A 24,981-nucleotide genomic window follows, 5' to 3' on the forward strand; every position below is an offset into this window, starting at 1 on the left:
AGGGATTGGAAATATGAATTTTATGAAACACAGCCGCTTACATACAGTCCTCGCAGGGTTTCTGGCCGCGGTCATTTTGGCGCTGCCTCTCGCCGGGTGTGCACAAACAGCTGCCGTTCCCGATTCGTCCTTACGGACGGAATCTTCAGCGGTAACGAACAATCCCGCTCCGAAGATCAATCCGCCGGGTTCAGCGGAGACTTCCGGGAAGAGCGCGAAAACAACGGATTCCGCCGCCTCGGGGGCGAAGGCTTCCGCTGAAACAAAGCAAAGCGGGAAAACAACAACGGCGCCGAAAACGCAGACAGCGCCGGACGGGCAGACGCTCAAAAAGACTTCCGGCGACGCGCTGGCGGACAACGGCGTACAGTTCAGCGTGCCCAAAAGCTTTGCCGCTCAATCGGGCTATACCTACGTGGATCAGCGGGAGGGCTACAATTTCCTGCCCGACCTCGCCAGCCGCGCCGTATATAAACAGATTTTTGAAAGCGCCTACAAGATATCGGCCGCAACCACTTCCGAGGGCCACTATCCTACCCAGAAGATCGTCGTATCCGGCAGCCGTCTTTCCGAGGCGCAGCTCCGCGTGATCCTGCTTGCGTTCCTCAACGACAATCCCCAGGTCTTTTGGCTTGCGAACGCGTATTCCTATGCGTACTCCAATGACAGCACCTATATCCAGCTTTATTCCGTCGTGTCACAGCCCAACTGCACCGCGATGATCCAGAAGATGAACCAGAAGGTGAGCGCGGTCATCAGCGCGATGCCGGCGGGGTTAAGCGAGCTTGACCGTGAATTGTACCTTTTTCATTATATAGCGCAGAACTGTACCTATAATAATGCCGCAGTCTCCGACGCCAGCATCTGGCAGGCGTTTTCCTCCTACGGCGTGCTGATTGACGGAACCGCGGTCTGTGAAGGATACTCCAGAGCCATGCAGCTCCTCTCCAGCTATGCCGGACTGCAGTGCATGCTGCTGAGCGGACAGAGCAGCGGGGTCAACCACATGTGGAACGTCATCAAGATAGACGGCAGCTGGTATCATCTGGACACGACGTGGGGCGACAGCAATACGGAGGTATATAACTATTTCAATCTGAACGATGCGGCGATCGCCCAGAGCCGTACCATTTTCCCAAGCGCTTCCACCCTGACGGACGATCAGATCGACGGTACGGTGGGCGGTGAAGCCGCAAAATGCAACCTGACGGTTCCGGTCTGTACCGCCACCGCCGCCAACTATTTCAGGGCGAAGGCCGCAAAGGTGAGCAGCAGCTTGGAGGACAGCACCGTGACAGCTGCGCTGATCACTGCCGTACAGTCGAAAAATTCGTCCGTTTCCTTCTATATTGATGAAAGCGTGGACTTTGAAACCATAATGGCCGGGATGACGACGAGTCCGCCGTACCAGCTTCTGAAGTGCGTCAACGCGGTGAACAGCAAACAGGCGGCCGGAAGCCGGATTGACACGGATAATCTGCAGTATCTCGGCGATAAGGTGAACCGGGGCATCACCCTTTTCCTGAAATATAAATAAGAAAGCGCAAAGGTCGAGGGTCCGCAAAATTGTCTTGCGGGCCCTTTATTTGTCAATTGATTTTATTTTTGGGCGTGCTATAATAATCATACTAATTCTACCAACGTCCGGAGGAGCCCATGAAAAAATTTCTGACCGCAGTCATGACGCTGCTTTTGACCGGCTTGATCGGTATGTTCGGGTTTTTGGTCCTGTATCACGACAGGCTGGGGCTTGCATGGGACGATCCGTTTACGGGCTTTTTACAGAACGCGCTGGAGGCTTCCGTTTCCAGAGAGCCGGACGGGAGCGCCGGGGGCACCCCGGATACGGAAAATTCGGATAAAAACGCTTCTTCCGTTTTACAGGACGCTGCGTCCGCATCCGCGAATTATCCGGTTTTCCACCGGACGGCGGGGCTGGACAGCCTGACGGACAGCGGCAGCCGCGTGCTTTATCAGGGACTTCTGAAATCGGCGTATGCCATCGCGCAGAAGGCAAACAAGGACGGTTATTATCCCGCAGACGAGGCGACGGTGAAACATGCGGAGCTTTCCGAAAAGCAGATCCGCGCGGCGGTGCTTGCCCTGCGGTGCGACAATCCGCAGATCTTCTGGCTTTCCAACCAGTATTCTTATACCTGCCAGGCGGGGAACACCTCGGTGCAGCTGTATGGGTATCTGCCGCCCTCAAAGTGCAGCGAGCTGGTCAAAAAGCTGAACGCGGAGGTTGCTTCGGTCATCGCCGGGATACCAAAGGGGCTGAGCGAGCTGGACCGGGAGCTCTGTCTTTTTCGGGCGATTGCAAAAAGGTGTACTTACGACAACGCCGCGGTGACCGATCAGACCCGCCTGGCCGCCCACGAGGTGACCGGCGCGCTGGTCGACGGCACGGCGGTCTGCGAGGGTTATGCGCGGGCCATGCAGCTGCTGGCCTCTTACTGCGGGCTTGACTGCCGTACCGTCAGCGGCGAAGGCAACGGCGAGCCGCACATGTGGAACATCATCAGCATTGACGGAAACTGGTACCATCTCGATCCCACCTGGGGCGACAGCGACCTTCTGAATTATCATTACTTTAATGTATCGGACAGTATCATCCGCGCGGACCACAGCATCAGCGAGAATATTCTTCTGTTAAAAGGGGAAAAAGTAAAGGACGAGGACGATTCTTCCGCAGATTATAACCTGCCCCTGCCCGCCTGCACCTCCATGAAGGCGAACTATTTCCGGGCCAGGGGAATCCCTGTCAGCGGGTTTACTTCCGAAAACAATAAAAAGGCCGCGGCTGCGGTCGCCGCGGCGGCCAAATCCAAAAGCCGAACGGTCGAATTTTACATTGATGAGAAATTAAATTATGAGGATACGGTGGCGCAGATGATCGGCGCGCCGAAGTATCAGCTTTTTCATTATATTCAGACGGCGAACCGTTCCCTGAAAGCAGGGAGCCGGATCAACGAGGATAAAATCCAGTATGTCCAGGCGGACAAATGCCGCGGGCTGACGGTCATTCTGGAATATCATTAATAAGGAAAAGAAAAACGTAGGAAAAATGGAGCTGTGAATTACGGTATGCGGGAAAAGGAGGAATATGCGGATGAATCTGTTTTGTGCGGGAAAATATCGTTTTTCTCTGGGCGAAAAAGCTTATGTAATCGGAATATTGAATGTTACGCCGGATTCCCTGTCCGACCGGAGCCGCTTCCTCACACCCGAAAAAGCGGCGGGCCGGGCGCTGGAAATGCAGGAGCAGGGCGCCGATATCATTGATATCGGGGCGCAGTCCGCGCGCGCGGGCAGCACGGTGCTTTCTCTGGAGGAAGAGCTGGAAAGGCTTCTGCCGGTGCTGATGCAGCTGAACGGCCGTCTTGCCGTGCCCCTTTCCGTGGATACGTTCTATCCGCAGGTGGCGGCGGAGGTGCTGAAATACGGGGTGTCCGTTCTCAGGGACCTGAACGGCTTCGACAACGCGGAAATGGTCGCGGCGGCGGCGCGCTCCGACTGCGGCTGTATTGTCATGCATCACCGCGAAACAAAAGAAGAGATTATTCAGGATGTCAATCAATATTTTATGGAGAAACTGGATATCCTAACAAATGCCGGCATTTGCAAAGAGCGCGTCTGTTTTGACCCCGGTATCGGCTTCGGAAAAACCCAGGAGCAGGATCTGCGGCTGCTGGGAAACGCGGGCCGGCTCCATGTGGACGGCTGCGCCCTGCTGATTGCGGCTTCGCGCAAGCGGGTGATCGGCGCCGAGTGCGGCAGCCCGCCCTACGAGCAGCGCCTTGCCGGAACGCTGGCCGCCCACAGCATCGCCGTGGCGGACGGCGCGGATATGGTTCGCGCCCACGATGTCGCGCAGGCGGTGCAGGCCGCGAAAATCGCGTTCGCGATTCGGCGGGCCCGCGGCTGAAAGGCGTCGGATTATAAGGCAAAATGGGCCGGGGACAAGCCTTTTTAAAAAAAGTTAAAAAAACTTCAGAAAAAGGGTTGACTTACGGGGATGTATTTGGTATTATAGTCAAGCGCCTTACGAAAGACGCAAAGCGCGAAAGCAAAGCCGAAGCGGCAGAAACACAGAGCGGAAGCGGAGTTTTCGACCAGGACCTTGAAAATTAAACAACGAAGAGAATTAAGGAACCCGTAATGAAATTGAGAGTATGGAAGTACTTTCGGACGAAGTTGGTTGACACTTAAAAAGACAACAAGAATACACGCTTAGTGTATCGTATTTAGAGCTCATCAAAAACTCTGGATAGAAGATATAAACGCCAAAATGGCGATTATATACAATATTTTAGAGAGTTTGATCCTGGCTCAGGACGAACGCTGGCGGCGTGCCTAACACATGCAAGTCGAACGGAATTAAGTTTAACACCGAACGTTTTGTTTGGTGGAGACGCCTTACCGAACGGTGGGTGTTGAGCTTAATTTAGTGGCGGACGGGTGAGTAACGCGTGAGTAACCTGCCTTTCAGAGGGGGATAACGTCTGGAAACGGACGCTAATACCGCATGACATATTTGGGCCGCATGGTCCGGATATCAAAGGAGCAATCCGCTGGAAGATGGACTCGCGTCCGATTAGCTTGTTGGCGGGGTAAAGGCCCACCAAGGCGACGATCGGTAGCCGGACTGAGAGGTTGAACGGCCACATTGGGACTGAGACACGGCCCAGACTCCTACGGGAGGCAGCAGTGGGGGATATTGCACAATGGAGGAAACTCTGATGCAGCAACGCCGCGTGAGGGAAGACGGTTTTCGGATTGTAAACCTCTGTCCTTGGTGACGAAAGAAATGACGGTAGCCAAGGAGGAAGCTCCGGCTAACTACGTGCCAGCAGCCGCGGTAATACGTAGGGAGCAAGCGTTGTCCGGATTTACTGGGTGTAAAGGGTGCGTAGGCGGCTCTGCAAGTCAGGCGTGAAATATATGGGCTTAACCCATAGACTGCGTTTGAAACTGTGGGGCTTGAGTGAAGTAGAGGTAGGCGGAATTCCCGGTGTAGCGGTGAAATGCGTAGAGATCGGGAGGAACACCAGTGGCGAAGGCGGCTTACTGGGCTTTAACTGACGCTGAGGCACGAAAGCATGGGTAGCAAACAGGATTAGATACCCTGGTAGTCCATGCCGTAAACGATGATTACTAGGTGTGGGGGGTCTGACCCCTTCCGTGCCGGAGTTAACACAATAAGTAATCCACCTGGGGAGTACGGCCGCAAGGTTGAAACTCAAAGGAATTGACGGGGGCCCGCACAAGCAGTGGAGTATGTGGTTTAATTCGAAGCAACGCGAAGAACCTTACCAGGTCTTGACATCCAACTAACGAGGCAGAGATGCGTCAGGTGCCCTTCGGGGAAAGTTGAGACAGGTGGTGCATGGTTGTCGTCAGCTCGTGTCGTGAGATGTTGGGTTAAGTCCCGCAACGAGCGCAACCCCTGTGATTAGTTGCTACGCAAGAGCACTCTAATCAGACTGCCGTTGACAAAACGGAGGAAGGTGGGGACGACGTCAAATCATCATGCCCTTTATGACCTGGGCTACACACGTACTACAATGGCTGTTAACAAAGGGAAGCAAGACCGCGAGGTGGAGCAAAACCTGAAAAACAGTCTCAGTTCGGATCGCAGGCTGCAACCCGCCTGCGTGAAGTTGGAATTGCTAGTAATCGCGGATCATCATGCCGCGGTGAATACGTTCCCGGGCCTTGTACACACCGCCCGTCACACCATGGGAGCCGGTAATACCCGAAGTCAGTAGCCCAACCGCAAGGGGGGCGCTGCCGAAGGTAGGATTGGCGACTGGGGTGAAGTCGTAACAAGGTAGCCGTATCGGAAGGTGCGGCTGGATCACCTCCTTTCTATGGAGACATGGGCAGCTGAAACAAGCTGGTCAGACATCCAAGGTCAGTTACGGAAGAGATAATTCGAATCGTTGTTTAATTTTGAAGGCCCCGGGCAGTGCCCGGTGACAATGGCCCGCCGCAGGAATGCAGCAGGAAATTGCCCCCGGTGTGGCGGGACGGTAACAACCGGCTCCCGGCGCGGAACTGCAAGAGAGCTTTCAGAAAAAAGTGGAAACAAGGGTAGAACACCTGAGTGAAGCTACCTGTATATGGGGGTTTAGCTCAGCTGGGAGAGCGCCTGCTTTGCAAGCAGGAGGTCAACGGTTCGATCCCGTTAATCTCCACCAGCGGCGAGTCGCCGCGGACAATTCGCGGGTAAGATTTGATGGAAACGTCAGATAGGTGCACGCGGAAAGAACTGCGGATCAGGATTTGCCAAAAAATCACGGAAGCGTGTCAAGGAACGCGTGCGGAAAGCAAGGGATTGCCGAAAGCTGAAGCGTGACGAAACACACTGCGTGTGCGGCTATATGGGCACAAGAATAACCGGATAGCCTCTGGCCAGAAATATGGGCTTATAGCTCAGCCGGTTAGAGCGCACGCCTGATAAGCGTGAGGTCGGTGGTTCGAGTCCACTTAAGCCCACCAGCAGACTGAGTCTGCACGCACGGCCCGCCGTGAAGAAAAGAGCGGGAAAAAAGCGGAATCGGGCGGGACAGTCGAAAGATACTCCCAAAGGATTCACAATTCATACAGAGTCAAATCCGCGAGAGAAAAGCTGTTTGAAAAAACAGGTTTGCCCGCGGCGAAAGGCACTGTGTGCCCGGGACGGTCGGAAGATACTTCCGAAGAACCTGGAAATACATACGGGAGCGTGTGAAGGAACGCGTGCTGTAAGCGAGAGATCGCTGAAGGGTAAAGCGTGACAGAAACACACCGTGTGTGCCGTGTACATTGAAAACTGAATAAAGAAGAAGCAGATATTAAGCGAGAAATAACTTGTTATTTTTAGATTTAAAATCTACAATTTCAAATTTTAAAGAAGAACCAAGAAAAAACACATGGTCAAGCTACAAAGAGCGCAAGGGGAATGCCTTGGCACTGGGAGCCGAAGAAGGACGCGACTAACTGCGAAAAGCTATGGGGAGCCGTAAGTGGGCATTGATCCATAGATATCCGAATGGAGCAATCCAACTGGAGTCATGTCCAGTTATCATACACTGAATTCATAGGTGTATGAGGGGAACCGCCTGAACTGAAACATCTAAGTAGGGCGAGGAAAAGACATCAAATGAGATTCCGCCAGTAGTGGCGAGCGAACGCGGAAGAGGCCAAACCGGGAGTAGCAATACTCCCGGGGTTCGGACAGCAACATGGACGCCGGAATTTAGCAGAATGGCATGGGAAGGCCAACGAAACAGTGTGAGAGTCACGTATGCGAAAAAGGAAAGCGCTTAGCTGTATCCAGAGTACCGCCGGACACGAGAAACCCGGTGGGAATATGGGGGGACCACCCTCCAAGCCTAAATACTACCCAGTGACCGATAGTGAAGAGTACTGTGAAGGAAAGGTGAAAAGGACCCCGGAAGGGGAGTGAAAAAGAACCTGAAACCTTGTGCTTACAAGCACCGAGAGCCCGTCAAAGGGTGATCGGGTACCTTTTGTAGAATGGTCCGGCGAGTGAATGTAACTGGCAAGGTTAAGTCCTTAAGGGATGGAGCCGCAGGGAAACCGAGTCTGAACAGGGCGTAAGAAGTCAGTTGTATTCGACCCGAAACCGGGTGACCTACCCATGTCCAGGTTGAAGTGGGGGTAAAACCCCATGGAGGACCGAACCGACTCCTGTTGAAATAGTAGCGGATGAGGTGTGGGTAGCGGAGAAATTCCAATCGAACCCGGAGATAGCTGGTTCTCTCCGAAATAGCTTTAGGGCTAGCCTCGTATTAGATTACCGGAGGTAAAGCACTGAATGGTCTAGGGGCCGAAAGGCTACTGAAACCTATCAAACTCAGAATGCCGGATAATTGATGTACGGGAGTCAGACAGCGTGAGATAAGTTTCGTTGTCAAAAGGGAAACAGCCCAGACCCACAGCTAAGGTCCCAAAATATGGTTAAGTGGAAAAGGATGTGGGGTTGCACAGACAACCAGGATGTTGGCTTAGAAGCAGCCACTCATTAAAAGAGTGCGTAATAGCTCACTGGTCGAGTGACCCTGCGCCGAAAATTTAACGGGGCTAAATCATATACCGAAGCTTGGGATTCCGCAAGGAATGGTAGGAGAGCGTTGAATAAGGGGTGAAGTCAGAGCGGAAGCGCTGGTGGACTTTATTCAAGTGAGAATGCCGGAATGAGTAGCGAGAAATGTGTGAGAATCATATTGGCCGAAAGTCTAAGGTTTTTGGAGGAAGGTTCGTCCGCTCCAAGTAAGCCGGGAGCTAAGGTGAGGCCGAGAGGCGTAGCCGATGCACATACGGTGGAAATTCCGTAGCCGCCAAAAGATTTAAGTAAGAGGACACCTGCAAAGGGCATAACCCGGGCGATGGTTGACCCGGGCGTAAGGGACCGAAATCAGAGTAGGGAAGTATGCTTAGAGCAGGGCGAGAAAAGTCTTATGGATATCTGAGGCGCCCGTACCGCAAACCGACACAGGTAGATAGGAAGAGAATTCCAAGGCCAACGGGAGAAGGGTAGTTAAGGAACTCGGCAAATTGACCCCGTAACTTAGGGAAAAGGGGTGCCGCAGCAATGTGGCCGCAGAGAATAGGCCCAGGCGACTGTTTAGCAAAAACACAGGTCTCTGCCAAATCGCAAGATGAAGTATAGGGGCTGACACCTGCCCGGTGCTGGAAGGTTAAGAGGAGATGTGCAAGCATTGAATTGAAGCCCCAGTAAACGGCGGCCGTAACTATAACGGTCCTAAGGTAGCGAAATTCCTTGTCGGGTAAGTTCCGACCCGCACGAATGGTGTAACGATCTGGGCACTGTCTCAATTACCCGCCCGGCGAAATTGTAGTACCGGTGAAGATGCCGGTTACCCGCGACAAGACGGAAAGACCCCATGGAGCTTTACTGCAGTTTAATATTGGGTTTCGGTAATTTATGTACAGGATAGGTGGGAGACTGAGAAGCAAGGGCGCCAGCCTTTGCGGAGTCGCTGTTGGGATACCACTCTTAAGTTGCTGAAATTCTAACCTGCGGCCGTGAATCCGGCCGGGGGACATTGTTAGACGGGCAGTTTGACTGGGGCGGTCGCCTCCAAAAGAGTAACGGAGGCGCTCAAAGGTCAGCTCAGCACGGACGGAAACCGTGCTTTTGAGTGTAAACGCGTAAGCTGGCCTAACTGCGAGGGTGACGGCCCGAGCAGTAACGAAAGTTGGAGTTAGTGATCCGGCGGTATGAGAGTGGAATTGCCGTCGCTCAACGGATAAAAGCTACCCTGGGGATAACAGGCTGATCTCCCCCAAGAGTCCACATCGACGGGGAGGTTTGGCACCTCGATGTCGGCTCATCACATCCTGGGGCTGTATTCGGTCCCAAGGGTTCGGCTGTTCGCCGATTAAAGTGGTACGCGAGCTGGGTTCAGAACGTCGTGAGACAGTTCGGTCCCTATCTGTCGTGGGCGCAGGATATTTGAGGAGAGCTGTCCTTAGTACGAGAGGACCGGGATGGACGCACCGCTGGCGCACCAGTTGTCATGCCAATGGCACAGCTGGGCAACTATGTGCGGATCGGATAAACGCTGAAAGCATCTAAGCGTGAAGCCGGCTCCAAGATGAGATATCCCATAGCGTAAGCTAGTAAGGCCCCTTGAAGACTACAAGGTTGATAGGCTGCGTGTGTAAGTACGGTAACGTATTCAGCTTGGCAGTACTAATAGGCCGAGGGCTTGACCATATTTTTCTTGGCAACCCTCTATTTCTCTCTCTGCTTCCCTCCCTTTATTCAGTTTTCAGTGTACAAATATGTCTGAAAAGCAAAGAGCAGCGGATGAAAATCCGGAGCGTGCAGGCTCAACCTGCCATATGCACCATTAGCTCAGTTGGTAGAGCACCTGACTCTTAATCAGGGTGTCCCGGGTTCGAGTCCCTGATGGTGCACCATTAAGAAGTCGGAACGGGGGCTGGAGCCTCTGGCCTCTGCATCTGACTGTATGAAAGATATGGCCCGTTGGTCAAGCGGTTAAGACACCGGCCTCTCACGCCGATAACGGGAGTTCGATTCTCCCACGGGTCACCAAATTTCATTTGCTATGGTAAGATTTTTGTTTCGGCCGAGCCGGAGAATCGAACTCCGGTCTTCCACAGGAAAGCAAAGACAGAGATTCCAAGTGGCTGTCTGAGGTCATCGCCGTAGGCGCATGCCGACTGCAAAGTCCTCCCACGGGTCACCAAATTTCATTTGCTATGGTAAGATTTTTGTTTCGGCCGAGCCGGAGAATCGAACTCCGGTCTTCCACAGGAAAGCAAAGACAGAGATTCCAAGTGGCTGTCTGAGGTCATCGCCGTAGGCGCATGCCGACTGCAAAGTCCTCCCACGGGTCACCAAATTTCATTTGCTATGGTAAGATTTTTGTTTCCGTCGAGTCGGAGAATTACAATTTAATTTAAGTTAGTTGGTGCTGATGACGGTGAGGGTCCACCCGTTCCCATCCCGAACACGGAAGTTAAGCTCACTGGTGCCGAAGATACTTGGCTGGCAACGGCCCGGGACAATAGGAAGGTGCCAACACAAATAATCCTCAATAGCTCAGCCGGTAGAGCATGCGGCTGTTAACCGCAGGGTCGTTGGTTCGAGTCCAACTTGGGGAGCCAGAGAAGATCACCAGTCGAATGATTGGTGGTCTTTGTGTTTTATCCGCATATCCTGAAGGAGATTCAGGGCGTTAAGGAAACACCCCCCCCCTTAGATTTGTTTGGGCCTTGGATCAAGAGACGGGGCTAACCTGAAGAGACGAAGGAATCACCTGAGATGGGTGATTTTTTGTTATATAACTGATAACAATGCAAACAAGAGGGAAGTTGCCTTCGCAAAACTTGACAGACCTGGTCTGCTTCCCTATAATGAGGATAAAAAGAACAGAGAGAACATTTCTGCTGTGATGACAATCATGGAAGCGATTAGAACCTATCAAATGATTCTTAGAAAGGTATTACAGTTGATGAAATACACTCATATCGTTTTTGATGTTGACGGAACGCTGCTTGACAGTGAGGATGCGGTTCTTTTATCCTTTCAGAAGATGCTTTTTACCATACAGGAAAAAATGTATCCGCTGGAAGAACTTCGGTTTTCCCTTGGAATCCCCGGGCATGACGCGTTGGCCAGGATGAAGGTTGAGCCGCTCGAAGACGCTTTCCGCATCTGGGGAGAATATGAAAAGGAATTTTCCTATTCCATAAAACCATTTAAGGAAATCCCCTCTACGCTTTCACAGCTGAAAAGGAATGGAATCCAAATGGGCGTTATTACCTCCCGGACGAGGGAAGAGTATGCGGCGGTGGTCCCCCCTTTCGGGCTGGATCATTATTTTGAACATATTCTCTGCGCGGAGGATTCACCCGGACACAAGCCCGATCCGGCGCCGATGCTTAGATATATGGAGCTGTCCGGTGCGGGTAAGGAAAACGTGCTGTATATCGGGGACTCCGCTTACGACTGCAGATGCGCGCACGGGGCGGGTGTGGACTTCGCTTTGGCTTTGTGGGGCTGCCGCGCTCCGGAGGGCATTTCTCCGGAATATGCCCTGGAGAAGCCGGAAGATGTATTATCTTTATAAGAAAAAATGAGGGGAACAGATTCCCTATGCAGTATGGCTTAAAGTTTAAGGAAAGCGTTGAGGTACGGGTATGATTGGAATTATCGGGGCAATGTCGGTAGAAGTGGAAAATTTAATCGCGGTCATGACGGATAAAAGTACGCAGACAGTCAGTTCGGTGGTTTACTATACTGGGAGAATAGAGAACATCGACTGTGTTGTCGCGAAATGCGGCGTTGGAAAAGTCGCGGCGGCGGTCTGCACGCAGACTATGATTTTGAATTATCATCCCAGTGCGGTCATCAATGTCGGCGTTGCGGGCGGTATCGGCGAAAATATTCATATCGGCGATATCGTCGTATCAAGCGGGCTGGTGCAGCACGACATGGATACCACCGCTATTGGGGATGAAAAGGGCCTGATCAGTGGACTGAATATCGTCACCATTCCCGCCAGCACAAGGTTGGTTGATCTGGTGGTTTCCACCGCGAAGCAGATTTATGGCCAGGGCGTGCATGTCGGGGTGATCGCCACGGGTGACCAGTTCATCAGCAGCGGGGAAAAGCTGAAGGAAATCGCCCGGGATTTTCAGGCTTCGGCGTGCGAAATGGAAGGCGGGAGCATCGCGCAGGTATGCTACATAAACCATGTGGATTTCGTGGTCATCCGCGCCATCTCGGATAATGCCAATGAGGCGGCCAATATCGATTTCGCCGCTTTTGCTATTTCCTCCGCGCATAAGACCGCGGAGCTTATCACAAAAATATTACCCTCCATCTGAAAAAGAGGTGTAAGACATGAAGATCATCGACGTGTCACGTGAGCTTTTTTCCGCACCGGTTTATCCGGGGGACCCGGAGCCTTACCGGGACCCCGTGCGCCGGATGGAGCTGGGGGACGTCTGCAATCTTTCAGGTTTTTACACGGGATGCCACAGCGCCACCCACGTTGACGCACCGCGCCATTTCATTGAAGACGGCGAGACGGTCGACCAGCTCGATTTGGCGCGGCTGACAGGTCCCTGCACCGTCGTGGAGGCAAACGGTATTATTACCGGCTCCGATATTGACAACATCGTGCCGTATGCTCAGAAAATGATTTTGTTCAAGGGGCAGGCATCCCTGTCCCAAAGCGGCGCCTTCGCGCTGACGGCCGCGGGCGTTACCCTGGTGGGAACGGATGCGCTCAGTATTGAAACGGAAGACGACGGCTCCTTTCCCGCACACAAAGAGCTGCTGGGAGCAGGCGTACTGATTCTGGAGGGGCTGGACCTCTCCATGGCGGAACCCGGCGGCTACCGGCTGATCGCCCTGCCGCTCCGCCTGGGCGGAGCGGAGGCTTCCCCGGTAAGGGCCGTCCTGATCAGAGAGGATGGGCAGGACATCGAGGCACCATGAAACAGGGAGGGAACCGATTTCGATTCCCTCCCGTTATTTTTCTGTTTAATAATACCGGAACACCGCGACGACTTTCCCGAGGATCAAAACATCCTTGGTGTAGATCGGCTGATAATCCGGATTTTCCGGCTGAAGGCGGATCCTGTCCTTTTCGCGGAACAGACGCTTTACCGTCGCCTCGTCTTCGATCAGGGCAACCACGATTTCCCCGTCGAGCGCGGTCGGCGTTTTCAGAGCGACGACGATATCGCCGTTCAGAATCCCGGCGTCCTTCATGCTTTCCCCTCGGACATTCAGCGCAAAATATTCTTCACCGCTGTAACGGGCGGGTGAGAAGGGGACGTAGCCCTCCACCTCCTCGACGGCAAGAATCGGCTGGCCGGCGGCGACCTTTCCCACGATGGGGACCTGTATGGTGCTCTGTTCCCCCGCAAGGTGGATCGCGCGGTTCAGGCCCGCGTCACGGCTGATATACCCGGCGCGTTCCAACGTTTTCAGGTGAGCGTGTACGCTGGAGGTTGACTTCAGCCCGGTTGCGCTGCAGATTTCGCGCACAGTGGGCGGAAGCCCGTTTTCGGCCCGGCTTTTTAAATAGTCGTATACTTTTTGCTGGCTTTTGGTTAACATTCCGCAGCCCTCCCGTGTATTTGGCTTCTGCAGATATTATAGCATATTTTTGAAAAAAATCAAACAAATGTTTGGAATATTAAAAATTCATAAGATATTCATAGCTATGTAACAACTGAATCCCGCTATGCGATATAATAAAGACGTAATCAAGGATATGGAGCCGCACCATTACTTGATACATGTTCTACCCTCCTCAATATACCCCTCAAGCTAATGAAAAAGGACCTGGTCGAAATGGATTAGGTCTTTTTTCTTTTTTTATTTTTATGATAAAAATGTTATCCGCCGAATATAACGTTTCATTTATGGCCAAAATATATTCGGAGGTGGCACGAATGAGTAATTTACATCTGTTAAATAACAAATCACAAAAGAACTCCAGGGGATTTTATATTGCGCTTGGCGTGTGTCTGATTGCGGTTGGTGTTGCGGCCTGGACCACTTATGACAGCGTGGTCAACTATGCTTCTCCCGAGGAAGGGACGACAAGCAGCGCACAGGTACAGCATACGAATGAAACGGTGAGCGGAATCAAGGTCTATACGGGAGACGGAACTTCTTCCGCAGCGGAGCCCGCAGAGTCGGAGCCGGCAAAGGAAGAGCCGTCTGAGGCCCCGTCCCAGGCGCCGTCTGCTCCGCCGTCGTCTGCCGTGCCGGCCAAGCAGACCGTGGCCAGCGTTCTGACCTTTGCCAGCCCGGTCGAGAAAAACGTCACGCTGAAATTCAGCGGGGAAAATCCCGTTTTCTCAAATACGATGAAGGACTGGCGTGTGCACAACGGCACCGACTTTGCCGCTAAGGAAGGAACCGCCGTCAAAGCGGTCGCGAACGGCACGGTGAAAAATGTCTATACGGACGACCTTTACGGCCTGACGGCTGTGATTCAGCACGGAGATTACGAAACCTATTACTGCGGTTTGGCAGCGGCGAGCGTCAAAAAGGGAGCGGCCGTCAAACAGGGTCAGCAGGTCGGAACGGTCGGAACGGTCCCGTGTGAAAGCGCCGACGCATCCCATCTGCATTTATCAATGAAAAAGGGCGGAAAATATATCGACCCGCTTTCCATTATTAAATAACTCGCCCCCGACACTGTAAACGATTAGGGGCAAAATCACAGCTGCAGAATGAATGGTTCTGCAGCTTTTTTATGATCTCCATTTTTTCATTTGTGAAATCCGGCTTTCTGTGCTATAATGAAACCGAAAGTGATGGATCCTACAAAAAATGTCGAATTTTTATTTAACACTTTGTTAATGATTTATACACTTTCTGTTACCACAACGGCAAGGAAATCAAACTATACTGAGTATGGTTGGAAAATACGGTATTCGGAAGGGAGGCACAGTATTGAAAGACAGGAACACAACCCTCGTATGCGTTACGGGTCAGCGTGACTGTGACAGACTGATTCGGGCCGGCAAAAAAATTGCCGAAGAGAGTTCCACTTCTTTACAGGTACTCTGCGTGCAGCCAACCTCTGCGGGATTTGAAACCAGCTGTGAAGAGCTCGAATATCTGCGTCAGACGGCACGTGACGCGCAGGCGGAAATGACCGTTTACTTTAACGACGAAGCGGCATTGATCGCTGTAGGGTTTGTAAAACAAATCGGTGCGGTCCATATTGTAACGGGAATGGCGGAGGCGCCGGTGAACGGATTTGTAGAAATGATCCACAAGCTTTTGCCCAAAATTCCGATCTCAATGGTGGCAAAAGACGGAACGATTTATAATATTTGTCCATCAGGAAAAAAACAGCAGACTGTTAAACTGGCAGTCCAAAATTAGTACATAGCCGGGCGCCGGGGATCACACTCCGGCGCCCCTTTTTTCTATGTTTTTTGCCCTTGTTTCGGTTCTGAACGGCCGTGTGGGACATAAGGGACTTGCAAATCGTTACAAAAATGTTTATTATTATAAATACATTTGTTATTTTGAATTGCAGGGTGATTGTTTGTATAAGGCATGTATTTTTGATTTGGACGGAACGCTGGCCAACACGCTCGCTTCCATCGCCAATTTTGCCAACACCGCAATGAAGCGGTGCGGATACGAGCCGATTGAGGTGGAAAAATACAGGTATCTCGTCGGGAACGGGACGGACAGGCTGATGCACGCCATGCTTGACACCGCGCTGGGCGCGCAGGGGTACACGGAGGACGACGTCCGCAAAATGAGGCGGATTTACGACGAACTGTATGAAAGCGATCCCACTTGTCTTGTCACGAATTACAGCGGGGTGCAGGATACGCTGAAAAAACTGAAAGCAAAGGGAATCCGTATGGCGGTGCTTTCCAATAAGCCGCACAACTGCACCACTGCGATTATCGACGCGCTGTTCCCGAGAGGAACCTTTGACCTGTGCTACGGGCAGCGGCAGGAGGTGGCCCGAAAGCCTTCCCCGGAGGGCGCGCTGCTGATCGCGGACGAGTTTGCCGTCAGCCCGGAAAACATCCTCTATATCGGGGACACAAACACGGATATGAAAACCGGCGCTGCCGCGGGAATGGATACGGCGGGTGTCCTTTGGGGATTCCGGACCGAGAAGGAACTGAGAGAAAACAATGCGAAATATATCGTCGAGAGACCGGAACAAATTTATGAGATTGTTGCTGGCCTCATGAGGTGATTGATGAAGTGGCTGTTAAACCTTCTTAAGACCGAGAACCGGCTTGGCTTCCGGGTGGTAAAAACGGGGATCGCCGTTACCCTTTGTGTGGTGATTTCCGCCCTTTTAAAGCTGGACGAGCCGTTTTTCGCGGTCATTGCCGCCGTCATGACGATGGGGAAATCCATAGACGCCTCCATCAAAATGGGGAAGAACAAGCTGATCGGCGTGCTGATCGGCGCTGCGGTCGGCTATGGCCTTGTCATGGTCTCGCCCGGGAACGCCGGGCTCTGCGGAGTGGGGATTATCCTTACGCTGTATCTCTGCCATCTGTTTAAGCTTTATGGCGCGGCCACCCTGTCCTGCTTTGTGTTCGCGGCCATGATGTTCCGCGTCGGCACCGCCCTTTCCTGTATTGCGGGCAGCGCGATCGGCATTGTGATCGCCATTCTTGTCAATCTGGTGATTATGCCGCCCAACTACGCCGAAGAAATCAAGAAATCCTTTGTCCATCTGCGCAGCCAGGTGGACCAGGCGATGGAGAGCGCCGCCTCGTTCTGGCAGATCGATACCTTCGCGGTGGACAGCGCGATCCAGAAGCTGAGCTACAATGTCAAAATGTATATTGCTCAGGCAAAATTCCTGCGCTGGAACGATGACGAGGTTTTCGGCATTTCCTGTAAAATCTCCACTTATGAGATGATACTGGACGAGCTGAAGGCGCTGGAAGTGATGGAGCTGACGGAAGATTCCGTAAAACCCGGCGGCGAAACGGAGATTGTTTACCGCTACCATATGGACAGGATGCACAAGCTTTACGAGCACGCGCTTTCCGAAACAAAAGAAGGCAAATAAAAAATGACCTGTGAAGGTCATTTTTTATTTGCCTATTTGATTGTTTTGGCCGCGGCGGTCATCAGGGCGGAAGCGATCTGCCCGGCGGAACTGATGCCGCTTCTGGAATTTTCCACTACAACCGCGAACGCAAGCGGCGTTTTCTCATTGGAGGAAAAGCCGACCATCCAGCCGTTCGGTTTTTTCCCGCCGCCCACCTCCGCCGTGCCGGTTTTGGCGCAGACGGCAAGGCCGGGGAACAGGCCGTCGCCGTAATAGCTCGAAACGTTGTAGCGCATATATTCCTTCAGCTTTTCCGCGGTGGCGGCTTTCAGAAGCCGGTCTCCCGTCTGGGTATGCCCGCTGCGGACGGTCAGACCGAACGGAGCCGTGATACCGCTGATCAGATAGGGTTTGACCGGTACGCCGTCGTTGGCGATCGCGCCCATCATCACCATCATGTGGAAAGGATTGGTCAGGTCGGTGTATTGCCCCACGCCCGACCAGCCCAGCTCGTTGGCGGCGGCGCCGTCCACCTGATAGATGCTTTTGCTGGTGGAGATGCCGTCCAGGTCGAAGCTGCGGTTAAAGCCCATGGAATTTGCCGTCTCGGTCATTTTGTCCGCGCCGAGCTCAATGGCGATCTGTGCGAACGCTACGTTGGAGGACCTCGCCAGCGCGTTTTTAAAGCTGAGGGTGCCGTAGGAAGCGACGTCGGTGATTTTATTGCCGTTAATGGTAATGCTGCCGTTGCATTCCCAGGTGCGGCTGTCCAGATCGGGAATGTTTTCGATCGCCGCCGCGGAAGTCACCACCTTGAAGATCGAGCCGGGGGTATAGGTGGAGGAGAGCACGCGGTCAAGATAGACCCCGTTGTATTTCCCCGTTTTGTCCGTGTTCAGGTCCTTCGGGGGATTGGAGGGATCGAAATTCGGCGTGCTGACCGAGCAGAGCATCTCGCCGGTCTTGTAGTTGTAAAGGACGGCCGCGCCGCTGCTGCCGCCCAGCTTCTGAAGCGCGAGCTTGCACAGCGCGCTGTCAAGCGTCAGCTTAATGTCGCTGCCCCCGCTTTTCCCGGTGGGGGCGGCCAGGCCGGTGACGGGATTGTACCCCGAAAGCTCGGAACGGTAGTTGTACTGGATTCCGGTGGAAATATAGCCGTTGCTGTCGCCTACGGTGTGGAGCATCGCGCGGCGGACGGCTTCGTCGCTGTTGTACACCCGCTTGCCGTTTTCGCTTTTGGCAAGCACGACATTGTTCCGGTCAAGGATTTTTCCGCTGTTGGCGAGCTGGCCACCGGTCGTCAGATGCTTGTTGAACGGCTGCATGGCCCAGCTGCCGCCTTCCATGGCGAACCCGTACAGGAATACGCCGAGGCCGAAAAGGAACGCCATGCCCAGAATATACAGGATTAAGGAACGGGAGCCTGTCGTTTTCATCAGCTTTTCCTCCTTGCCGCGTAGGTGCGCTCGTCGCTCGCCTTGATGAAGGCGAGCAGTCCCCAGACCGCCACCATGCTGGAGCCGCCCAGGCTGATAAAGGGCAGGGTGACGCCGGTCATGGGAAGTACGTCCGTCGCGCCGAAGACGTTCAGGCAGGTCTGGAACAGAAGCATGCCGCCCGCGGCGCACGACGATATGGAATAGAAGGTGGAGCGGCTGCGCGTAACGTCCGAACGGGCGTAGAACATCAGAAACGCAAGCGTCAGCACAATGACGACCGCCAGCAGCAGGCCCAGCTCCTCACAGACCATGCCGAACACCAGGTCGCTGGTGGAAGCGAACACGCCCTTCAGCGAGCCGTTCCCGATCCCCAGCCCGAACAGGCCGCCGCTCGCGGAGTAGCTCAGCACGCGCGTCTGCTGGTAACCGGATTCGTTCACATGCTCCCAGACGTGCCGCCATGCCTCGAACCGCTGCGCGACATAGGGCTTGAATTTTAAGATCAGGAAAGCGCCGAACACCGCGACCGCGCAGATCAGCGCGATGGTGCGCACGCTTCCGGAACGCATGAAGGCGATAATGAGAAAGGTCACGAAAAAGACACAGGCGGTACCGAAATCGCGCATCAGGAACAGCGCGCCCATGCATACGGCGGAAAACCCGATAAATCCCGTCAGGTTCTTTGCCGTCTGCAGCCTGTCCAGTGTGGAGGTGCCGACAAAGATAAAGGCGATTTTAATAAACTCCGACGGCTGTACGCTGACGGGGCCCAGGCTGATCCAGTTGCGGGCGCCGTTGTGTTCGCGGGCCAGCACAAGGTTGGCGGCAAAGAGCAGGACGGCAAAGATTCCGATTGCCAGGCGCCAGCGCATCACCCGGTCAAGGTCGCTGAGGAACCAGATCATGATGCAGAACAGAAGGACGCCCCCGAAGAGCGCGCCGAGCTGCACATAGGTGTTTTTCACGCCGGTGCCGGAAATCAGAAGGATGCCGACTCCGCTCAGCAGGAACGCGATGGTTTCCAGCTCGAAGCTGACGTGCCCCAGCCCCTTCATGGAAAACAGGTACAGCAGCCATTCCATTGCGAAGATCGCTCCGAACGGCACAGCGGGCAGGTAGCTGAATTTCCCGCCTCCGAAGCATGCCTGCACGCACAGGAGCAGCTGGATCAGGGTCGTGGCGGCCAGCAGCCCTGCGGGTGACGCGGCGTGCCGTACCTTACGCTTCGGCTGCTTGCCGTTTTTGATATCGCTTGTCCGCTTCAGCATCAGCGCGGTGGAACCCATGGCGATGGAATCGCCCGGCAGGATCTGCATCCGGTCTTTCACCTTTGTGCCGTTGACAAAGGTGCCGGATTTCGAGCCGGTGTCGGTGACGATCCAGCCGCTTTCCCGGCGCATCAGCACCGCATGGTCGCGGCTGACGGTGGGGTCGTGCAGAACAATGTCGCAGCTTCTGCTGCGCCCGAGCGAATTTTCCCAGTACAGCACGGGGATGACTTCGTGGGATACCATGTCCTCCAGAATCACAACGGGGTCTTCCTTCCTGCGCCCGCGTTTCATGGACGTAAAGCATTTGCTGATGACGAGTATGGAAATCAGCGGTACCATGATTCTGAAAATATATAGCACCAAATTGATGATGTTTTGAATAACAGGATTGTTCAGCGTCAAGAAAACGCCTCCTTCCGGCTGGCGGGAAAATACCCGCCTGTGGATAGTATTTCCTTTTCTATTATACAATTATTTACCGGCAAAGTAAACGGAGGGAACGCACCGTTCCCTCCGCAGTATTATTCCGTTATCCCCAGCTCGTGCATGAATTTCAGAAGCCCCGCTTCAAAGTGGACGCCGTACCGCGGGTCGGTCCCGGCCTCCCTTGTGCGCCGGATACATCCGGCGGTAAAGTCGACCGCGGTCTGCATGGCGATGTCCAGCTCCATTCCGTTCAAAAGCCCCGACAGAAGCGCGCTGGCAAAGATATCCCCCGTACCGTAGTAACGTCCCCTGATCTTCTGCGAGAACGCGTAGCTGACCGCGTCCGTGTTCCGGTTGTATCCCGCCGCGCCCAGAAGGTCCGGGCTGAACCAGACCCCGGTGATGACAACCTGACGCGGGCCCAGCCCGCTCAGACGCCGCAGCAGATTTTCGACGTAATCGCGGGTGTAGGGGCCTTCGCGGTACTTTTCGCCCAGCAGAAACGCCGCTTCCGTGAAATTCGGTACGATCAGGTCGGCTTTTCCGCACAGGTTCACCATTCCCTCGGCCATTTGAGGGGTAATGGTCCGGTACAGCTCGCCGCTGTCCGCCATCACGGGGTCAACCATAACAAGGGTGTTCTCCGTTTTGAAGGTATCAAAAAAGTCCGATACGATCGAAATCTGTTCATACGATCCCAAAAAACCGCTGTAAAGCGCCTCAAAACTCAGGCCAAGCTGTTTCCACTGCTTTTGGAACCCGGGCATATCGTCCGTCAGGTCGCGGTAGGTAAAGCCATCTAAATCCCCCGTATGGGAGGAAAGCACGGCGGTCGGGACGGGGCAGACTTCGATTCCCGCGGCGGAAAGAATAGGAAGCGCAACCGTAAGGGAACATTTCCCGAATCCGGAGATATCGTGAATCGCTGCGATCCTTTTTTGTTTGTTCATTCAATCACCTCACAAGTATTACATTAATCATATGGGATTCCGGGGTGAAAAATGTAAAGCCGCAAAAAATCACAGCATTAAATTTTGTTGGCAACCTCGCCCGCATGCTTGTAAATACTCCTTGCGGGAATAAAGCCGCGCACCATGGAAAGCGGGTAGACGGTGCTGTCCTTGCCCACGACGGTGCCGGGGTTCAGGACGGAGTTGCAGCCGACCTCCACGCGGTCGCCCAGCATCGCTCCGATTTTTTTCAGGCCCGTTTCAATGCGGTCGCCGTCCGCGCTGATGACCACGAGCGTTTTATCCGATTTGACGTTGGAGGTAATGGAGCCCGCGCCCATGTGGGATTTGTAGCCGAGAATGGAGTCGCCCACATAGTTGTAGTGGGGAACCTGAACGCTGTCGAACAGGATGACGTTTTTCAGCTCCGTGGAATTGCCCACGACGCATCCGGCGCCCACAAGGGCGCTGCCGCGGATAAACGCACACTGCCGGACCTCGGTGTTCGGCCCGATAATCGCGGGTCCGTTGATATAGGCGGAATCAAATACCCTTGCGGTTTTCGCAATCCATACGTTCTCGCCGCGCCGGTCGTATTCCTCGGCCAGAAGCGTCGGTCCCAGCTTTAAGATGAACTCGCTGATTTTCGGAAGCGCTTCCCAGGGGTAAATCAGTTTGTCAAGAAGAGGGGCCGCGGCGGTGTGGGTCAGATCATACAGACAATGAATGGATACTTTATCAGTCATTCTAAAATGCTCCTTCGTTTCTGTTTAATAAATCCATTATATTTTCATTTCACCGCCAGGTCAATCATACAAGGTCATTTTATGAGCTTTTTTATTTTCAGCAGGTCGCCGGTCTGCAGGCTGCGCCCGCTTCTGTCCGCGCCGCTTTCGTCGCTGATTTTTGCCGCTTCCAGATACGGCCCGGAGAGGGACGGCGTATCCCCCGCGCCCGTTTGGATAAAGTACTCGTACAGCAGGCGGCAGTCGTAATCCGTCACGGTCCCGGAACCGTCCAGATCGCCGGGGATGACCGCAATGTAGGCGCCGGCCGTTTTGCCGCCCTGCATGGTGACAATGGTCTGGCCCGTACCGATATTTCCGCCTTTTATTTCCTTTTTGTCCGCCGTAAAAACGCGAAGACTCTGGTCCGGATTGACTTCGGCCATTTCGCCCTGAAGGGCCTCCAGCGTTACCGGGCCGGGAAAATCATAATTTTCCATCACGGACGGAAGGTCGGCGGGAATTTGATCGGAGGGGGATGACGAAGAGCTGCCGGGGTCCGGGACACCGGATTCCGGCGCCGAAGAGTCCGGCGCTTCGGAAGAAGGAGAGCTGGAGTCCGGGCCGGGGGGTTCCGGGGAGATGTTCCCGTTGTTATTTGCGCCGTCAAACAGAAAGCTGGACGCCGGCGTGCCTGCGTCCAGCTGCTCGCCGTAGGGGACGGTGACAAGCGTCACCCTTCCCTGTGCGTCCGCGCTGAAATTCCGTGAAAAGTCACAGCTGACACTCAGAATATTGTTGACGATACACTTGCCGTCGCTTAAATCAAGACGCCCGATTACCGCGCAGTTCGCGGCGCTGGGGGACATTCCGGCAAGATACAGGTAATTTCCGGACAGGCAGGCGGCTTCATATACGAATTTAATGACGGTCGGTCCCCGGACGGAACCGTAATCAAGGTTCCCGTCGCTGTCAAGGAGCGCGGTACGGGTGGAGGAGGCGTTGGAGCTGATCAGTACGAAACCTGTTCCCGGCCTGCGGAAAAACTGCTGGTTGTCCGGATAATACAGGTTGGAGTCTATTTTACTGATATCGGGATAATCCTCCGCGTAGCAGGACAGGGCCGCGATCATCGGCATCAGGGCCGCGGCGCACACACATATGATGCAGAGCATCAGACGTTTTTTTCGGCGGTCTCTCATATTTCCACATCCCTCGACATTTAATTTCTTAACAGCATTATACAAAATGTGGACGGAGGGGAGGAATAATGTGAAATTATTTCAAAAAAATCGACATATAATAAAACAGGAACCGGTATGCACCGGTTCCTGTTTTTGGGGAGGAGTTGTATTGAAAAGGTCGTGACAAGTCCTTGCCACAGTCTTGTAATCAGATCGGATACGGTCCCATTTCTTGGTTCCGTGATTTTATTATAGTACCCGTGTTTCCCAGTGTCAATCACTTCACAATCGATTTGTCAAGAATCTCTTTATTGTATAAAACGTAGTTTTTTGTTGGTGCAATTTAGTTATTATTGACGATAAATTTTCGTTAATTATCGAAAAGGTATCATACGGAATTTTTAAGACCGTTATTTGACTAATCCTGGGCGCCGGGAATCTTCGGCAGAGAATCAAATCCGGGCTGCAGATCCGCGTCCGTTGGAATGTAGTCCGTCATGGTGTGCTCCAGATAAGCGGTGTACGCGGCCATGTCGAAATAGCCGGTTCCGGTCAGTCCGAACAGGATGGTTTTTTCCTCGCCGGTTTCTTTGCATTTGACGGCCTCGTCCATCGCGCAGCGGATGGCGTGCGCGCTTTCCGGGGCGGGCAGAATGGTTTCCAGCTTGGCGAACTGTACGGCGGCGTCAAATACCTTGGTCTGTTCCGCGGAGCGCGCCTCGTCAAGGTATCCGTCATGGTACAGCTTGGAGATAATCGGGGACATGCCGTGGTAGCGCAGGCCGCCCGCATGGTTCGGCGAGGGGATGAAGCCGCTGCCCAGCGTATACATTTTCGCCAGCGGGGTGACCTTGCCGGTGTCACAGAAATCGTAGGCATAGCGGCCCCGGGTCAGGGAGGGGCAGGAGGCGGGCTCCACGGCGATAAAATACGGGTTCTTTCTGCCGAGCAGCTTATCCTGCATGAAAGGCGCGATCAGCCCGCCGAGGTTGGAACCGCCGCCCGCGCAGCCGATGACGATATCCGGGTATTCGCCGAGCAGCTCCATTGCCTTTTTGGATTCCAGGCCGATGATCGACTGGTGCAGCAGCACCTGGTTCAGCACCGAGCCCAGGACATAGCGGCAGTTGGGGGTCGTCGTAGCCTTTTCGATCGCCTCCGAGATCGCGCAGCCGAGACTGCCGGTCGTATCGGGGTCCATTTCAAGGATGGCGCGGCCGACCTGCGTGGTGGAGCTGGGGCTGGCGACCACATTGGCGCCGAAGGTCTGGATGATCGCCTTGCGGTAGGGCTTCTGCTGAAAGGAGGCCTTGACCATGAAGACGTCCAGACCGATTCCAAAATAGGCGCACGCTTCCGCCAGCGCGGTGCCCCACTGGCCGGCGCCCGTTTCGGTCGTCAGGCCGGTCAGGCCCTGTTTCTTCGCGTAGTAAACCTGGGCGACGGCGGAATTGAGCTTGTGGCTGCCGGAGGTGTTGCCGCCCTCAAATTTGTAATAGATCTTCGCCGGCGTATCCAGATATTTTTCAAGCGCATAGGCCCTGTTGAGCGGGGAGGGACGGTATGCCTTGTAAACATCCAGAATCTCTTCCGGAATATCGATATAAGGGGTGGTGCTGTCCATCTCCTGCTTTGCCAGCTCCTCGCAGAAAATGGGATAAAGCTCCTCGGTGCGGATAGGCTTTAAAGTGCCGGGGTTCAGCATCGGGTCCGGCAGGGATTTCATGTCCGCGCGGAGATTGTACCATTGCGTGGGCATCTGCTCCTCGGATAAGATCATTCTGTGCGGGATGTTTTTCATGATGATTCTCCTTTCAGATCAAAAATAGTATGGACAAAAAGAGTATAAAAAACGCCCTTGCCCCTAAAACTCAGGGACAAGAGCGATTGCTCCTGCGGTACCAC

Annotated in this window: 18 protein-coding genes, 5 tRNA genes and 3 rRNA genes; 19 read left to right on the forward strand and 7 right to left on the reverse strand. The window is 53.8% G+C overall.

Annotated elements, in window-relative coordinates:
• Positions 1-13: 13 nt before the first annotated feature.
• From VXK30_RS01730 to VXK30_RS01800, 15 genes are all read left to right on the forward strand, one after another.
• The gene (locus tag VXK30_RS01730) at positions 14-1,537 is read left to right on the forward strand and encodes a transglutaminase domain-containing protein (protein ID WP_275717991.1); all 1,524 of its coding nucleotides are present in this window, start codon (positions 14-16) and stop codon (positions 1,535-1,537) included.
• 119 nt (positions 1,538-1,656) lie between these two features.
• Positions 1,657-3,042: a transglutaminase domain-containing protein gene (locus VXK30_RS01735; protein ID WP_275717990.1), complete on the forward strand. Its 1,386-nt coding sequence runs from the start codon at positions 1,657-1,659 to the stop codon at positions 3,040-3,042.
• A gap of 70 nt (positions 3,043-3,112) precedes the next feature.
• Positions 3,113-3,928 (forward strand): dihydropteroate synthase, encoded by an 816-nt coding sequence (gene folP, locus VXK30_RS01740; protein ID WP_275717989.1) that lies wholly within the window; start codon positions 3,113-3,115, stop codon positions 3,926-3,928.
• A gap of 23 nt (positions 3,929-3,951) precedes the next feature.
• Complete coding sequence (locus tag VXK30_RS01745; RefSeq protein WP_329493981.1) at positions 3,952-4,134, forward strand: hypothetical protein; 183 nt, start codon at positions 3,952-3,954, stop codon at positions 4,132-4,134.
• A 175-nt stretch (positions 4,135-4,309) separates the two neighbouring features.
• A 16S ribosomal RNA gene (locus VXK30_RS01750) occupies positions 4,310-5,871 on the forward strand.
• Between the two features lie 256 nt (positions 5,872-6,127).
• Positions 6,128-6,203: transfer RNA gene (locus tag VXK30_RS01755), tRNA-Ala, on the forward strand.
• 224 nt (positions 6,204-6,427) lie between these two features.
• Positions 6,428-6,504: transfer RNA gene (locus VXK30_RS01760), tRNA-Ile, on the forward strand.
• Between the two features lie 415 nt (positions 6,505-6,919).
• Positions 6,920-9,751: ribosomal RNA gene (locus tag VXK30_RS01765) — 23S ribosomal RNA — on the forward strand.
• Between the two features lie 130 nt (positions 9,752-9,881).
• A tRNA-Lys gene (locus VXK30_RS01770) sits at positions 9,882-9,957 on the forward strand.
• A 61-nt stretch (positions 9,958-10,018) separates the two neighbouring features.
• A tRNA-Glu gene (locus tag VXK30_RS01775) sits at positions 10,019-10,093 on the forward strand.
• A gap of 375 nt (positions 10,094-10,468) precedes the next feature.
• Positions 10,469-10,585: ribosomal RNA gene (gene rrf, locus VXK30_RS01780) — 5S ribosomal RNA — on the forward strand.
• The 16S, 23S and 5S rRNA genes sit together here with 5 tRNA genes alongside, the layout of an rRNA operon.
• 7 nt (positions 10,586-10,592) lie before the next feature.
• Positions 10,593-10,668: transfer RNA gene (locus VXK30_RS01785), tRNA-Asn, on the forward strand.
• 347 nt (positions 10,669-11,015) lie between these two features.
• Entirely contained in the window at positions 11,016-11,633 is a 618-nt protein-coding gene (locus VXK30_RS01790; protein WP_329494531.1) for an HAD family hydrolase, read from the forward strand.
• Between the two features lie 70 nt (positions 11,634-11,703).
• A complete protein-coding gene (locus tag VXK30_RS01795; RefSeq protein WP_275717459.1) occupies positions 11,704-12,393 on the forward strand; it encodes a 5'-methylthioadenosine/adenosylhomocysteine nucleosidase in 690 nt (229 codons plus the stop codon).
• A 16-nt stretch (positions 12,394-12,409) separates the two neighbouring features.
• Positions 12,410-13,009 carry a cyclase family protein gene (locus VXK30_RS01800; RefSeq protein WP_275717457.1) on the forward strand — a complete coding sequence of 200 codons (600 nt, stop codon included), beginning with the start codon at positions 12,410-12,412 and terminating at the stop codon, positions 13,007-13,009.
• Between the two features lie 45 nt (positions 13,010-13,054).
• Here the strand turns inward: VXK30_RS01800 and lexA are convergent, their stop codons facing one another.
• Positions 13,055-13,636 carry a transcriptional repressor LexA gene (gene lexA / locus VXK30_RS01805; protein WP_275717455.1) on the reverse strand — a complete coding sequence of 194 codons (582 nt, stop codon included), beginning with the start codon at positions 13,634-13,636 and terminating at the stop codon, positions 13,055-13,057.
• Positions 13,637-13,974: 338 nt separating this feature from the next.
• Here lexA and VXK30_RS01810 point away from each other — a divergent pair, with 338 nt between their 5' ends.
• The 4 genes from VXK30_RS01810 (at position 13,975) to VXK30_RS01825 (ending at position 17,099) form a co-directional block, all read left to right on the forward strand.
• A complete protein-coding gene (locus tag VXK30_RS01810; protein WP_275717453.1) occupies positions 13,975-14,715 on the forward strand; it encodes a M23 family metallopeptidase in 741 nt (246 codons plus the stop codon).
• A gap of 271 nt (positions 14,716-14,986) precedes the next feature.
• The gene (locus tag VXK30_RS01815; protein WP_275717451.1) at positions 14,987-15,424 is read left to right on the forward strand and encodes a hypothetical protein; all 438 of its coding nucleotides are present in this window, start codon (positions 14,987-14,989) and stop codon (positions 15,422-15,424) included.
• A gap of 166 nt (positions 15,425-15,590) precedes the next feature.
• Positions 15,591-16,265, forward strand: coding sequence for an HAD family hydrolase (locus VXK30_RS01820; RefSeq protein ID WP_275717449.1), 675 nt, complete (start codon positions 15,591-15,593; stop codon positions 16,263-16,265).
• Positions 16,266-16,268: 3 nt separating this feature from the next.
• On the forward strand, positions 16,269-17,099 hold the full coding sequence (locus tag VXK30_RS01825) for an FUSC family protein (RefSeq protein WP_275717447.1): 831 nt from the start codon (positions 16,269-16,271) through the stop codon (positions 17,097-17,099).
• A gap of 32 nt (positions 17,100-17,131) precedes the next feature.
• Here the strand turns inward: VXK30_RS01825 and VXK30_RS01830 are convergent, their stop codons facing one another.
• The 6 genes from VXK30_RS01830 to VXK30_RS01855 form a co-directional block, all read right to left on the reverse strand.
• Positions 17,132-18,517 carry a penicillin-binding transpeptidase domain-containing protein gene (locus VXK30_RS01830; RefSeq protein WP_275717445.1) on the reverse strand — a complete coding sequence of 462 codons (1,386 nt, stop codon included), beginning with the start codon at positions 18,515-18,517 and terminating at the stop codon, positions 17,132-17,134.
• Complete coding sequence (locus VXK30_RS01835) at positions 18,517-20,193, reverse strand: FtsW/RodA/SpoVE family cell cycle protein (protein ID WP_275717443.1); 1,677 nt, start codon at positions 20,191-20,193, stop codon at positions 18,517-18,519. The genes VXK30_RS01830 and VXK30_RS01835 overlap by 1 nt, the downstream gene beginning before the upstream one ends.
• Before the next feature lie 119 nt (positions 20,194-20,312).
• Positions 20,313-21,167, reverse strand: coding sequence for a pyridoxamine kinase (locus tag VXK30_RS01840; RefSeq protein ID WP_275717441.1), 855 nt, complete (start codon positions 21,165-21,167; stop codon positions 20,313-20,315).
• A gap of 77 nt (positions 21,168-21,244) precedes the next feature.
• Positions 21,245-21,913 (reverse strand): acyltransferase, encoded by a 669-nt coding sequence (locus tag VXK30_RS01845; protein ID WP_275717439.1) that lies wholly within the window; start codon positions 21,911-21,913, stop codon positions 21,245-21,247.
• 74 nt (positions 21,914-21,987) lie between these two features.
• On the reverse strand, positions 21,988-23,094 hold the full coding sequence (locus tag VXK30_RS01850) for a hypothetical protein (RefSeq protein ID WP_275717437.1): 1,107 nt from the start codon (positions 23,092-23,094) through the stop codon (positions 21,988-21,990).
• Positions 23,095-23,494: 400 nt separating this feature from the next.
• Entirely contained in the window at positions 23,495-24,877 is a 1,383-nt protein-coding gene (locus VXK30_RS01855; RefSeq protein WP_275717435.1) for a TrpB-like pyridoxal phosphate-dependent enzyme, read from the reverse strand.
• Positions 24,878-24,981 lie beyond the last annotated feature (104 nt).

The organism is Caproiciproducens sp. CPB-2 (assembly GCF_036287215.1).
Lineage (GTDB): Bacteria > Bacillota > Clostridia > Oscillospirales > Acutalibacteraceae > Caproiciproducens.